We start from the raw sequence: 14,018 nt of genomic DNA, 5'->3' as shown, positions 1-14,018 counted from the left end.
ATAAGTTTTTGGTATGGATGGAGGAAAAGACTGGGGCTGGCAGATTGACCCGGTAGGAGTGCGTTATGCGCTGGTTACATTATATGAACATTATGAAGTACCATTATTTATAGTAGAAAATGGTTTAGGAGCAGTTGATATCTTGAAAAAAGATCATACTTGTGATGATGGTTACCGTATTGCATACCTGAAAGAATATTGCTATTTATAAGATTAAATACAACTTAGGTTGCTGTTTTGTAAAAATAATACAAGTGAGTACAAAATAAAAGTTGTATTGTACTATAAAGAAAGTACGAAAGAAATGAAGAAAAATGCACAAAAAATTCATTCTTTGTTCATAATTATTGAAACCAAGACTGTCAAAACGCACAAAAAGCGGTTTTGACAGATGAAAACACCATGAAAAGCGCTATGAGACAGTACAACTTTGTTGAAAAAAATGGTTGTATTTTATTGCAAAACGATACCAGTTAAGTATATAATCTAATCATCAAATAAATACAGAAAACGGAGGAAACATTATGAAGAGAGTTCTCAAAAAAGTAACAGCAGCTCTTTTGGCAGCAACAATGGTAGTTGGACTTGCTGCATGCGGAAACGGTGGAAGTTCTGATGACAAGAGCAGCAAGAGCAGTAAATCAGGAAAGGTTAAAATCGGAGTTTCTATCTGGTCTTCAACAGACGTTCTTGGATCACAGTGTAAGAAGATGCTGGATGCAGCAGCTAAAGCACTGGATGTAGAAGTACAGTATGTTGACCAGGGACATGTATCTGAGAAAGTTACAGCTTCTGTAGAGCAGTTAGCAGCAGCAGGATGCCAGGGAATCATCATCTGTAACTCATCTGATACAGAGATGACATCAGCAATCAAGACATGTAATGATAATAAAGTATATCTTGCACAGTTCTTCCGTGTAATCAGCAAAAAAGACAGTGCAGATATCTACAAAGCAGCAAAAGATTCCGCTTACTACATCGGAGCAGTTCATGAAGATGAACCTGAAAACGGTGCAGAACTTGTTAAGATTCTTCTTGACAAAGGTGATCGTAACATCGGTCTGATCGGCTGGGAGCAGGGAGATGCTACTTGGCTTGGAAGATGGGAAGGTTACAAAGCCGGAGTTGAAAAATGGAACAAAGAAAACCCAGACGACAAAGCAAAAATTTCTGAGCCACAGTACGCTGGTACAACTTCAGAAGGTGGATCAAAAGCTGCTGAAGCTTTAATGGCAGCAGATCCTAAGCTTGATGCATTGATCCCAGCTGGTGGTGGTGGAGATCCACTTCAGGGAGCAATCGCAGCAGTTGAACGAGCAGGAAAGACTCAGGACATCGATATCGTTTCTACAGACTTCCTTCCAGACCTTGGAGAAAGACTTCAGAACGGATCAATGGCCGGTGAATCCGGTGGACATTTCTGTGACCCACTGATCGCATTCATGATGGTTTACAATGCAGTAAAAGGTAACTACAAAGACTTCGCTGGTAAATTCGAAGATGTTCCATTCCCATACTTGTATGTATCATCAGCAGAAGACTATGCAGCATACGAGAAATATTTCGTAGATCAGCTTCCATACACAGACGATGAATTAGTAGCTATGTCTAAAGAAAGTATGAAAGAGCTGAAAGCTACTGCAGCAAGCGTATCTATCGCTGATGCAGAGAGCCGTGCCGCTAAATAAGACGGACACAAGATAACAGAAAATAATTTGGGGAGGGTGACGTCGCAAGAAAGGCGATGCCACCTTCTCTTTTAAAAAGATAATAAGAAGAGGTAGATAATATGGGCACTACTAAAAAACTCTCAGGAAAGACAATGGGGTATGTAATCCTGATCGGTCTTGTGATTGTTTCCTGGGTAATCTTTAAAATATTGACACCACATAACTTCGGCTCATTTTCCAATATGCTCAATTACTTTCAGGCCAGTCTGATTGCCACTGTAGGTGCGGTTGGTTTCTATTTCGTAATGGTAATGGGAATGTTCGATTTCTCTATTGGTGCAAACATCATGCTTTCCGCAATCGTTGGTTGCGTATTGGCAACAAAATTTAATTTAGGATATTTCGGACTGATCGTCGGAGGTATTCTTACAGGTACAATCGTTGGTTTATTAAACGGAATTTTCTATGTGAAATTAAGAATTCCATCTATGATCGTTACAACAGGTTTGGCACTTATCTATGAGTCGCTGGCAAACTACATGGCAGGTGGTGTAGAACAGACACTTCCGGCACACTTAAGAGCATTCGGACGTATGCCATGGGATATCATCCTTGCATTGGTAGCATGCGTTGTTGCTTACATATTCTTAAACTACACTAAAATCGGAACTTATACTTATGCGATCGGAAGTGACGAGTTCGTTGCTAAGAACATGGGTATTAATGTTAATAAATACAAGGTGCTTGCATTCATCTTAAGTGGTGCGTTCCTTGGAGTAATGGCAATTCTGACAATCAGTTATGGTTCTTCAATGGTAGCGGTTACCGGTATGGCATCTATGAGCCGAAACTTCGTACCGACAATGGGATGCTTCTTCGGTCTGGCATTTAAGAAATATGGTATGCCGCTGCAGGCTATTATCATCGGTGAATTCGTAATCAATATTATTTTCTTCGGTTTCATCGCACTTGGTGCTCCTACAGCGATCCAGGACGTTATTACAGGATTTGCACTGCTGATTATCGTTACTCTGACAACAAAGGTTACAAAAGGCGAGATTGTCAAGTAATAGAAGGAGGAAGACAGCAATGAGTGAAGTGAGATTACAGGTAAAACATGTTTCTAAAAACTTCGGTATCACGAAGGCGTTGAAAGATGTGTCATTTAATATCAATAAAGGTGAGGTTCACGCACTGATCGGTGAAAATGGATCCGGTAAATCAACAATGACAAATATGTTGACAGGAATCTATACACTGGAAAGTGGACAGTTCATTCTGGATGGAAAAGAAGTTCATCCGAAGAACCAGGTAGAAGCAAATGAAGAAGGTATTTCTATCATCGTACAGGAACTTGGAACTCTTTCCGGACTGACGGTAGCAGAGAATATCTTCCTTGGACATGAAGATCAGTTCGTTCATCTGGGGATCAAGAATACTGCAGCAATGAACAAAAAAGCAAATGAGCTTTTACAATCCTATGGATTTGATAAGATCAAAGCAGGAGATATGATTGATGATTATAATTTCGAAGACCGTAAACTGGTTGAGATCGTAAAAGCTACATATTTTAATCCTAAGATCGTCGTTGTCGATGAGACGACAACTGCTCTTTCGCAGGAAGGACGTGAAGAACTGTACAAACAGATGAATCGTGTCCGTGACAATGGAAATACGGTTATCTTTATTTCCCATGACCTTCCGGAAATTCTTGACAAATCCGATACAATCACAATCCTCCGGGATGGTGTATATATCGATACGGTTAAGAGTGCAGATGTGAACGAAGATGATCTGAAGAAGCTGATGGTTGGACGTGAAGTAACAGGTGATTACTATCGTTCAGACTATGGTGAAAAAGTATCAGATGAAGTTGTATTATCCGTAAAGAATGTTACAGTTCCAGGACTGATCGAAGATATCAGCTTTGATTTACACAAAGGAGAGATCCTTGGATTCGGTGGTCTGTCAGAATCAGGTATGCATGAGATCGGTAAAGCAATCTTCGGTGCATCTTATGACAGAGAAGGTGAAGTTGTTCTGGCTGACGGAACACACATCAACGATATTCCTACAGCAATTAAGCACAGCGTTGCTTATACATCCAAAGACCGTGACAATGAGTCGGTTGTGCTGAATCAGAGTATCGGTGACAACATCTGCTTACCATCATTAGATGAACTTGCTAATAAAGCACATATATTAAGCGATAAGAAACGTAGAGAGTTTGCCGATAAATATGCAAAACAGATGTCTGTAAAGATGAATGATGTAAACCAGTTCGTTTCAAATCTGTCCGGTGGTAACAAACAGAAAGTTGTTCTTGCAAGATGGATCGGAAAAGATTCTGATATCGTTGTTCTGGACAGTCCTACCCGAGGAATCGATATTAAGGTAAAACAGGACATCTATCAGTTGATGAACCAGATGAGAAAGAACGGTAAATCCATCATCATGATCTCAGAAGAGTTGATGGAACTGATTGGTATGAGTGATCGTATCATTATTATGAAAGATGGAAGTATCAGTGGAGAACTTGAACGTAATCAGAACCTGGATGAAAATGGTCTGATTTCGATGATGGTATAAGGAGGCAACTATGGGAAGTCAAGTAAGTGCAAAAACAAACGATAAGGAGCAGCAGCTTAAGAAAGCGTCTAAGATGGCGATGGTTCGTGCGCTCCTGCCAATCGTAGGATTGGTTGTTATTTTCCTGCTGTTCAATGTCCTGACAGATTTCCGTATGATGGGAAATATGTCACTGGCATTTTCGCAGGTATATGTTACAATGATTGCAGCTATGGGCGTGTTCTTCATTATGACAATGGGCGGCCTGGACTTTTCTCAGGGATCTATCCTTGGAATTGCTTCAATCGTTGTATGTATTCTTTCAAAACATGGAATTGCAATTGCAATTCTTGGTGGTATTGCATCAGGTGCGATCATCGGTGCGATCAACGGATTCTTCTATGTATACCGTAAGATCAAATCATTCATTGTTACAATTTGTACCATGTTCTTATTCCGTGGATTTATCAAATATATGACAACGAATGCACCTGTTTCCGGTTCTGCAACATTGATCAATTATGACAGTACAGGATTCAAAGTGGCTTGTACAGTAGTTGTTCTGGTTATTGGATTTATCGCATTCCGTTATACAAAATTCGGAACATATTTAAAAGCGATCGGAGCCGGTGAAAAAGCAGCAATGTTCTCAGGAATCCGCACAGACAGAATGAAATTCCTCATGTATGTACTGGCAGGTGCACTGACAGGATTTGCAGCATTTATCAACGTTATCAAGGTTGGATCTGTTACATCTTCCGGTGGTAACCAGTTAGAGACACAGATTCTGATCGCTCTGGTATTAGGTGGTATGCCTATTTCCGGTGGAGCCAAGGTAAGATTTGAAAATATCGTTGTTGGATCTCTTCTTTACGTCGTACTGAACAGTGGATTGACAATGATGGGATTCTCAACACAGATGATGCAGCTGATCCAGGGAGTTGTATTCCTGATCTTCGTAGCAGTATTCGCAGACCGTGAATCACTTACAGTTATCAAATAATAAAATTATTTATTCATTACGGGCAAAGACATTCTTTGATGTTTTTGCCCGTAATTGGTATATGGAGCATTTATGAAGAATACGAATCAGGAAGGTCTGAAATATCAAAAATTATATAACTGGGCACATACACTGATCACCAGTGGTGTGATCAGGAACATGGATAAATTCCCATCAGAGCCGAGCCTGCAGAAGAAGTTCGGATATTCCAGGCAGACAGTAAGAACGGCTTTGCAGCAGCTGGAAGAAGAAGGGCTGATCACCCGGGTGAGGGGGAGCGGAACATATGTGTCTTATGAAGGACAGATGATAGATGATGACCGGCCGAGAGTAGGACTGCTGCTTAGCTATTATTCGGAATATCTCTTCCCGGAGGTGTATGACGGCATAGAAGCTTCCCTGAGTGAAAAGGGGTATCGTATCGATGTGGCAGTTACCAAGAACCGTCTGAACGATGAAGCGGTTTATCTAGAGAGTATGCTGAAGAATAACGTCTCGGGTCTGATCATTGAAGGTTCACGTTCTGCATTTCCAAATCCGAATCTGCGTCTGTTTGAAGAAATTAAGAAGCGGAATATACCGACAATCTTTATACACAATCATTATGAAAATATGTCTTTTGACAGTGTAGAGATGTCGGACACCAGATCGGCCTATGAACTGACAAAGACGCTGATCGAACATGGGCACAGAAAAATCGGAGGAATTCTGAAATATGATGATATGCAGGGGATTGCGCGTTATAAGGGGTTGATCCAATGCATGTCGGATTATGGAATTAAATATGACGATGACTGCATCAGATGGTATTCTACCAGAGAGATGGAAGACAAGTTCGGTAAGAAAGGACTTACTCATATTTACCGCCACACCAGAGAGTGTACAGCAATGATGATCTATAATGATGAAGTGGCGAGAGTGTATTTGGAATTTCTGGATGAGAGAGGGGTACACGTTCCGGAAGATCTGTCGGTAGTATCTTTTGATGATGCGGAGCTGATGGATAATACAGATGTTAAAGTACTGTCCGCCATACATCCGAAAAACAAGCTGGGATATATTACAGGGAATCATCTGTTGCGTATGATGGATGATGAAGACTGGCAGACAAAAAATTATGCATACCGTTTTCCAGTGAGAATAAATGATGGTAATTCCGTGAGAAAATTGTAGAAGTTAATCTTGACAGGAAATGGGAAAAAGAGTATTATACAAATATAGTATGTTACTTGTTAGTAAACGATGAACGAGGCATTAACTATGTGTAAATTATTAAATGTATTTATGCAGAGTTAGTGCCTTTTTTGTGTTAATAAGTTGATAAAAAGGAAAGACTATGCATAGATACACGTACAAAGAAAAGGAGAAAAATATGAAAGACAAAATCTTTGGCGTATTGCAAAGAGTAGGGCGTAGCTTCATGCTCCCGATCGCAATTCTTCCGGTAGCAGGATTGCTTCTCGGTCTTGGCAGCTCATTTACCAATGCCACAACCATTGCAACTTATGGACTGCAGGGAATCCTGGGAGAGGGAACAATCCTTCATTCGCTGCTGATTATTATGAACAAGGTTGGAAGTGCGATCTTCGATAACCTTCCACTGATTTTTGCCGTTGGTGTAGCCATCGGAATGGCAAAGAAGGAAAAAGAAGTTGCAGCATTATCAGCATTGATCGCATACTTTGTTATGCATATTTCCATTAACAGTATGCTGGAAATCAGCGGGAAGATCGCAGCTGACGGAACCATTTCCAAGAATGTCCTTGAAGGAACGATCGCTTCTGTGTGTGGAATCAATACACTGCAGATGGGTGTGTTCGGCGGTATTATTGTAGGACTTGGAGTTGCGGCACTTCATAACCGTTTCCACAAGATTGTACTGCCAAATGCATTATCATTCTTTGGCGGTTCAAGATTCGTACCGATCATTTCAACAATTACTTATATGTTCGTCGGAATCGCAATGTATTTCGTATGGCCGGTTGTGCAGAACGGTATCTATGCACTGGGCGGTCTGGTAACAGGAACCGGATATTTCGGAACACTGATCTTCGGTATTGTAAAACGTGCGCTGATCCCGTTCGGACTGCATCATGTGTTCTATCTTCCGTTCTGGCAGACCGCTGTCGGCGGAACGATGGAAGTTGGCGGAAAACTGATTCAGGGTGGTCAGAATATCTTCTTCGCACAGCTTGCCGATTCTGCCAATATTACACACTTCAGCGCGGATGCGACAAGATATTTCTCCGGTGAGTTCATCTTCATGATCTTCGGACTTCCGGGAGCGGCACTTGCTATGTACCGTACGGCAAAACCAGAAAAGAAAAAAGCGGCAGGCGGACTGCTTCTTTCCGCAGCACTGACATGTATGTTAACAGGTATCACAGAGCCTCTGGAGTTCTCGTTCCTGTTTGTGGCACCGGTTCTGTTCGCAGTACAGGTTGTACTTGCAGGTAGTGCATACATGATTGCACATATCCTTAATATTGCAGTAGGATTGACATTCTCCGGCGGATTCTTAGATCTTCTGTTATTCGGTATCCTTCAGGGAAATGCGAAGACAAGCTGGATCAGAATCATTCCGGTAGGAATTATCTATTTCTTCCTGTATTACTTTATCTTCTCATTCCTGATCAAGAAGTTAGATCTTAAGACACCGGGTCGTGAAGATGATGATGCAGAGACAAAACTTTATACAAAAGCAGATGTCAATGCAAAAAAAGCAGGAAATACAGAAGCAGGTACAGAAGGAACTTCCGAAGATTCACTTAGTGCGGAAATTACAAGAGGACTTGGAGGCTCTGCGAATATCGAAGACGTAGACTGCTGTGCGACAAGACTTCGTTGTACGGTAAGCAATGCAGATCTGGTAAATGACGGAATTTTGAAAGCAACAGGTGCATCCGGCGTGGTCCATCGCGGACAGGGTGTACAGATCATTTACGGACCGGGTGTGACGGTTATTAAGGCGAACCTGGAAGACTATCTGGAACATGCGCCAAAAGAGCTGTATGAGCCTCAGAAAGACGCAGAAAGTACTGGTCAGAACATATCAGAAGATGATAAAATAGAAACCAAAGCAGAAGAAAAGAAAATTGTAGATACAATCGTGATCTCAAGTCCGATCACAGGAGTTGCGGCAGACCTTTCCACAACGCCGGACGAAGCATTTGCCGGACGTATGATGGGTGACGGTGCTGTTGTAACACCGGAAGATGCGATCGTAAGAGCACCGGAAGATGGAGAAGTATGCTTCGTATTCGATACCAAGCATGCGATCGGATTCATGACAGAGTCCGGAGTGAGCCTTCTGATCCATGTCGGTATTGATACCGTAAAACTGGACGGAAAAGGATTCGAATGCTTCGTTGAGAACGGACAGACGGTGAAGAAGGGTGATCCGATGCTGAAGCTGGATCTGGATTACCTGAAAGCAAATGCACCATCGGTAGCATCACCGGTTCTCTGTACAGAGCTTGAAGATAACCAGAAGATCCGCCTTCTGAATGAAGGAGAGATCAAGGCAGGAGATGAGCTTTTCGCAATTGATATCTACGAAGCGTAAAAGAATGTAATGTGGAGATACAAGTGGGGATATGATGTACAGGATAGAGAAAGTTTTAAATCATAATACCGTAATAGCCATCCATCAGGACGATCATAAAGAAGTCCTGATCATGGGAAAGGGAGTAGGATTCGGCAGAAAAGTTGCAGAAAGAATCGAAGTAAGACCAGAAGACCGTTTATATTCTCTCCAAAAATATAAAGAGCGGGGCGGGGCAAAAGAAATCGTAAAGTCTATCGCACCGGAATTTCTGGAACTGACGAATGCTGTGCTCGACGAGGCTGAAAAGGTATTTGGAAAGATTGACCGTATGGTACTATTCTCACTTGCAGACCATATTGCATTTGCAGTAAAACGTATTCAGAATCATGAGCAGATCAGTAATCCGCTCACAGAAGACATCCGTGTGTTATTCCATATGGAATTCAAGGTGGCGGAAAGTATCCGGCCTCTTTTGAAAAAGCAGTTTCAGATCGATATAGAAGACGACGAGATCGGATATGTGGCACTTCATATCCATTCGGCAATAGAAGACGAGAAAGTATCACAGGCAATGCAGATGGCAAGATCTGTCAGGGAATGTATCAGTATGGTAGAAGAAGCGATCGGAAAACCAATCGATATTGCATCATTATCTTACAACCGTCTGATGAATCATATCCGTTATATGGTGGCAAGAGCCTTGAACGGTGAGAAGCTGAAGGTGAATATGAACGACTATATGGAAGTGAAATTCCCGGAATCTTTTGGGATGGCACAAGTCATCTGCGACCAGGTAGGTACGAGTCTGGGAGTAAAGCTGGAAGAAGTAGAGACAGGATATCTGGCAATGCATATTGAAAGAGTTGCCAATGACGAACGTGAAATAGAAGAATAGTACACTTTGGAAAAAAGGCGAAAAATACACAAAAATAAGTTTTTTTGAAAAAAATAAAAAAAATTCAAAAAAACACTTGCAAAAGATATTGCGTTATGATATTATAAATCTCGGTCACGCAAGAGAAATAAAAACACGAAGCAGTGACTGAGATATGGCTCCATGGTCAAGCGGTTAAGACATCGCCCTTTCACGGCGGTAACACGGGTTCGATTCCCGTTGGAGTCATTACCTAAGTAATTAGGTGAAATGCCGATGTGGCTCAATTGGCAGAGCAGCTGATTTGTAATCAGCAGGTTATCGGTTCGAGTCCGATCATCGGCTTAGTCCTTACGGGACTTAAAGATTTTGGACCTTTAGCTCAGTTGGTTAGAGCAATCGGCTCATAACCGATCGGTCCTGGGTTCGAGTCCCCGAAGGTCCATGAAATGGCCCAGTGGCTCAGTTGGTTAGAGCGCCGCCCTGTCACGGCGGAGGTCGAGAGTTCGAGTCTCTTCTGGGTCGCTTGCTTGTCACTTTTAGTGAGCAGGCGATAAATAATTAAATATGGGATCATAGCTCAGCTGGGAGAGCATCTGCCTTACAAGCAGAGGGTCATAGGTTCGAGCCCTATTGGTCCCATTTTGCAACAAGAGATTGTTGCAGATTTCAAGATAGTTCAGTTGCAAAATGTGACTGATGCTGGAATGCCGCAGTGGCGGAACTGGCAGACGCACAGGACTTAAAATCCTGCGGGACTAACCTCCCGTACCGGTTCGATTCCGGTCTGCGGCATTAGTGAAAAGTAGGAGAAACGTTGAATTTACAGCGTTTCTCTTATTTTTTTGTTTCTAAAAGTTTGAACACCTTTGAACACTTTATGATGAAATACCAAGATTCTGAAAAGCAAGCCTGTCATTCTTCCTCTTATTGACATTCCGCAAGTAATGCAATGTTGTAGCTGTCTCACTATGTCCCATTAAATAACTAAGGGTTGTAAGATTATTTCCGTCAAAAGCTGTTGAAGCATTGTAAAAGCGGATTTTATGACTGGAATGATAAGGAACACCGGCTTCTTTGCAATATTTCTTCAATCGGCGGTTAAAGCTGTCTGTTGTCATAATCTCACCGTTAGGTTCAAAAACATATATTCCATTTGGATTTAATTCCTTTGCTTTGTGAAGAATTTTAAGTGCTTCGTCTGTAAGGAACTGTTTACGGAATCCATGAGAAGTATTTCCTTTCATTTGATTTACTACTTTTACTTTTCGGCTTGAGAATGTTAAATCATCATTCAATGTACGTTCACAGGTCGCCTGTCTGTGAAGATATACAAGCCTGTTATTGTAGTCAATATCTTCCCAACGGATAGCTTTTGTTTCTCCAACACGGATAAACAGATAGAAAGATAACTGTATTGCAAGAGAATATGGCTCTATGATACACCGAAGATAATTTAATAACTTATGCGTATCATCACGGGAAAATACATTGTCACTTTGTACTTCTACTGGCTTATAGGTAAACTGTTTGAAATTCACATCAGAGACAGGATTATGTGATATAATTTCTTCTTCGATCGCATAACTCATTATTCCATTCAAAACAGAACGGGCATTACTGACTCGCTTGTGCGTGAACTGTCGGTCTTTTGTAGCTTCTCTGAAAAAGCGGATAAGCGTGATTGGTTTGATTTCGCCTATCTTCATTTTAACAAGTTCTGTATCTTTGAAAAATCTATTCCATTCAGATACATATTCTTGAATTGTTTTTGCTTTTACGGAAGTATAGTCTCTTTTATACAAAAGCCATTCAGCGTATAATTCTTCCAGTGTGACATTCTGACGGTTTTCAGCTTTCTGCTTTTCGATATAAAATCTGATGATTTCTTTTTCAAGGTTCTCTTTACTCTTCCTCTTGACAGGACGGCGTTTGTTAGGTTTGGTTTCATCGGGTAAATAAGTACGCCAGCTTTTTTCTGATTCCGAGTAATAAATTTCATATTTGTGATTCTCCAAGATTTTTTTATTTGCCATAATTTTAAAATCTTTGAAGACTTCATCTGTGGTCATGTTAGCACAGGTGGCTAACGTATTCAATAATGTTATATCTGAAAACGTAACGGGATTATCCATAAGATTCCCCCTTTACGCAAGGATTTTCTTTTTTAATTTTGATGTAGATAACACTGCTGTCCTTTAAGCATGAACCAGTAGATAAGAAAGCGTTGGTATCGTAAATTTGCCTTGTGTATTCTTTCTGAAAGACGATATTTTCTTTTTGTAAGTCATGTAAAATGTCTTCGGTCAGCATGACTTTTGTTTCGTGTGGAACTTTCAGATTTTGAGATTTAAAAAAGGCTTTTTTCTTATGTTCTTTCAAATCAAGGTCTTTTCCAAAATACTTGCTAAGATAACGACCTCTGTTTTCTTTGCTGTCTACATCAATGCGATTGATTTTAATAAATCCATGTGACCATAAATTCTGTAATTTTTCTTTTGCTATATACGGAAAATCAAAGAAAATAACATGATAATGGATTGCTCCACGCTTCTGTTTCTCCCACGTTGCAAGGTATTTTAATAACTGGGTTTTGGTATGGTACAAATAATAATTTAATCGCTGGATAAAATACTTAAATTCTCGGTTAGTTATCAGGATTTCCTGAATGTTTTCTTTAAATGTCAGCGTTACAAATTTTGTTCTGTTATCAAAGTTGCAGTCAACAATACGGGCAATATCCCAACGAGCCTGTTCGTAATGCTTCTGCTTGCGTTTTAAACTGTCATATTGCTTATGAGCTGACATTTCATCAAATTTTTTTCGGTTACTTGTGTCTGTTAAATCTGCCTTTTCTTTCGAGTGAATAAAAATAGGGTTTTCGTAAATATATACTTCTTTTGTAGTAGGAGTTTCAATGATTTTCGTATTGTATGCAAAACACTCTTTTGTTTTGCTCACGAATCTCACCTCATATCCCAATTTTTGTAATGAATGTTCCGATTATTTTCGGAAGATGTTGTTTTATATATCAAGTATAGAGGTCAGCCAGTTCAGCACCTATGACGTTGTCCGGCACTGACTGGCTGACATAATGGGAAAAATTATTTCATTCCCACTTTTCTGATATTGGAAGCTTCTGCTTTGACAGAAAGACGTCCATTATAGAGACTAGCCCAAGTATGTAAGCCATCAAATGAGACTGGAATCTGCCCTTTTTGTTCAAGTTCCTCGTTGGTAACAATCGCTGTGTTGGCTTTAATGCCTACTTTGACTTTTTCAAACTTTAATTTTGGAAGAAGAACTGTATAGTAGAATCCTAATTTTTCTTTTGTAGAAAAGTCTACCCAGTCAGAAACTTCTACTAACTGAAATTCCTCTTGCAGTTTGTCTGGATTTAAAATAAAGTCATTTCCTCTAATCATCGTTTCACCTCCTTATAGATATCTGATTATCAGATATTAAGATAATCTTATGATAAAACAAGCATTGAAGAATGTCAATAGAAAATATCTGAATATCCGATAAAAAGATTGACGGACGGAAAATCTTGAAATATAATGTGCTTATGAAGGAGGTGCTTGAACGTGAACAAAATAAAAGAATTGAGAAAAGAAAGCAATATCACGGTTGCGGAACTGGCAAAAGAACTGGGTATTTCGCAGAGTATGCTGACAAACTATGAGAACGGCAATGGAACACCGAGAGATGAATCTATATGGGAAAAGCTGTCGCAGATATTTGGAGTAAGTAAAAGCCATGTCATGGGACTGACTACGGATATTGAAACTACACAGAAAACCAATCGGCTGAAAGTAGTGGTTGATATGTCCCAGCCAGTATCCGTACATCCAAAGAACCAGACAGAACTTGATATACTGGTGAAAATGGATTTACTGGACGATGATGACACGGAGAAACTGCTGTGTTTTATCAATGAACTTCTTGCGAAAGACAAATATGAGGGAAGAAGAGAATCGGCGATAGAATATCTGGCAGAATAGGGAATGTGTAGAGAACCGTCCACTTGCCCAGCCGACCCTCCGCCCTGTTAGGAACCGTCGCTCTGGGCATCCTGCGGAACGTTAGTCTTTGAAAGATACGGACAGCAAATGAATAATGGTGGTAAGTCGAAAAGGATAGCAGACAGCACAGGTGGTGTGTTGTTATGTTATTCTTTTTTATTGAATTGCTTAGAAAATGGAACTATAATGTGGGGGGAGAATTAGACAATCTTGAAGTTATAAAGGAGAAACACTATGGGATTATTTGGTAAAAACAAAAAAGAGCGAGAAAAAGAGTATATGAACAGATTAGATGTTCCATTATGTTTAAAAGAAGACTTTGAATTGATTA

Annotated in this window: 11 protein-coding genes, 6 tRNA genes and 1 pseudogene; 15 read left to right on the top strand and 3 right to left on the bottom strand. The window is 40.4% G+C overall.

Translation table 11 applies throughout. The annotated features are described in order from the left end of the window. Positions 1-28 precede the first annotated feature (28 nt). From GT508_RS08155 to GT508_RS08090, 14 genes and pseudogenes are all read left to right on the top strand, one after another. Positions 29-199, top strand: a pseudogene (locus GT508_RS08155) (family 1 glycosylhydrolase); the annotation flags it as partial. A 325-nt stretch (positions 200-524) separates the two neighbouring features. Beyond that, positions 525-1,688, top strand: a complete 1,164-nt coding sequence (locus tag GT508_RS08150; RefSeq protein WP_055282250.1) for a sugar ABC transporter substrate-binding protein — start codon at positions 525-527, stop codon at positions 1,686-1,688. 101 nt (positions 1,689-1,789) lie between these two features. After that, the gene (locus tag GT508_RS08145; protein WP_022415810.1) at positions 1,790-2,740 is read left to right on the top strand and encodes an ABC transporter permease; all 951 of its coding nucleotides are present in this window, start codon (positions 1,790-1,792) and stop codon (positions 2,738-2,740) included. A 19-nt stretch (positions 2,741-2,759) separates the two neighbouring features. Beyond that, a complete protein-coding gene (locus tag GT508_RS08140; protein ID WP_055282252.1) occupies positions 2,760-4,259 on the top strand; it encodes a sugar ABC transporter ATP-binding protein in 1,500 nt (499 codons plus the stop codon). Between the two features lie 10 nt (positions 4,260-4,269). Then, the gene (locus GT508_RS08135) at positions 4,270-5,241 is read left to right on the top strand and encodes an ABC transporter permease (RefSeq protein ID WP_081021001.1); all 972 of its coding nucleotides are present in this window, start codon (positions 4,270-4,272) and stop codon (positions 5,239-5,241) included. Positions 5,242-5,313: 72 nt separating this feature from the next. Further along, positions 5,314-6,414 carry a GntR family transcriptional regulator gene (locus GT508_RS08130; protein ID WP_055195268.1) on the top strand — a complete coding sequence of 367 codons (1,101 nt, stop codon included), beginning with the start codon at positions 5,314-5,316 and terminating at the stop codon, positions 6,412-6,414. A 199-nt stretch (positions 6,415-6,613) separates the two neighbouring features. After that, on the top strand, positions 6,614-8,806 hold the full coding sequence (locus GT508_RS08125; RefSeq protein WP_055195266.1) for a PTS transporter subunit IIABC: 2,193 nt from the start codon (positions 6,614-6,616) through the stop codon (positions 8,804-8,806). A gap of 31 nt (positions 8,807-8,837) precedes the next feature. Beyond that, positions 8,838-9,683 (top strand): PRD domain-containing protein, encoded by an 846-nt coding sequence (locus tag GT508_RS08120; protein ID WP_161143983.1) that lies wholly within the window; start codon positions 8,838-8,840, stop codon positions 9,681-9,683. A 156-nt stretch (positions 9,684-9,839) separates the two neighbouring features. Continuing rightward, positions 9,840-9,911, top strand: a tRNA-Glu gene (locus GT508_RS08115). A gap of 23 nt (positions 9,912-9,934) precedes the next feature. After that, a tRNA-Thr gene (locus tag GT508_RS08110) sits at positions 9,935-10,007 on the top strand. Positions 10,008-10,033: 26 nt separating this feature from the next. Then, a tRNA-Ile gene (locus tag GT508_RS08105) sits at positions 10,034-10,107 on the top strand. A 6-nt stretch (positions 10,108-10,113) separates the two neighbouring features. Further along, a tRNA-Asp gene (locus tag GT508_RS08100) sits at positions 10,114-10,187 on the top strand. Between the two features lie 44 nt (positions 10,188-10,231). Further along, a tRNA-Val gene (locus tag GT508_RS08095) sits at positions 10,232-10,304 on the top strand. A 67-nt stretch (positions 10,305-10,371) separates the two neighbouring features. Further along, positions 10,372-10,457: transfer RNA gene (locus GT508_RS08090), tRNA-Leu, on the top strand. 83 nt (positions 10,458-10,540) lie between these two features. On the opposite strand, the gene GT508_RS08085 is transcribed toward GT508_RS08090, so the two are convergent. The 3 genes from GT508_RS08085 to GT508_RS08075 all read right to left on the bottom strand — a co-directional run bounded on the left by GT508_RS08085 (position 10,541) and on the right by GT508_RS08075 (position 13,087). Next, positions 10,541-11,797 (bottom strand): tyrosine-type recombinase/integrase, encoded by a 1,257-nt coding sequence (locus GT508_RS08085; RefSeq protein WP_008373044.1) that lies wholly within the window; start codon positions 11,795-11,797, stop codon positions 10,541-10,543. Next, positions 11,790-12,623, bottom strand: a complete 834-nt coding sequence (locus tag GT508_RS08080; RefSeq protein ID WP_181969616.1) for a rolling circle replication-associated protein — start codon at positions 12,621-12,623, stop codon at positions 11,790-11,792. Before GT508_RS08080 ends, GT508_RS08085 begins: the two co-directional genes overlap by 8 nt. 143 nt (positions 12,624-12,766) lie before the next feature. Further along, positions 12,767-13,087: a hypothetical protein gene (locus GT508_RS08075; RefSeq protein WP_005330993.1), complete on the bottom strand. Its 321-nt coding sequence runs from the start codon at positions 13,085-13,087 to the stop codon at positions 12,767-12,769. Positions 13,088-13,249: 162 nt separating this feature from the next. On the opposite strand from GT508_RS08075, the gene GT508_RS08070 reads away from it, so the two are divergent. Beyond that, positions 13,250-13,666 (top strand): helix-turn-helix domain-containing protein, encoded by a 417-nt coding sequence (locus GT508_RS08070; protein WP_055150624.1) that lies wholly within the window; start codon positions 13,250-13,252, stop codon positions 13,664-13,666. Positions 13,667-14,018 lie beyond the last annotated feature (352 nt).

The organism is Dorea sp. BIOML-A1, from assembly GCF_009875615.1.
GTDB lineage: Bacteria > Bacillota > Clostridia > Lachnospirales > Lachnospiraceae > Dorea_A > Dorea_A amylophila.
Note: the sequence above shows the minus strand (reverse complement) of the source record. Positions and strands in the feature narration are given on the sequence as shown.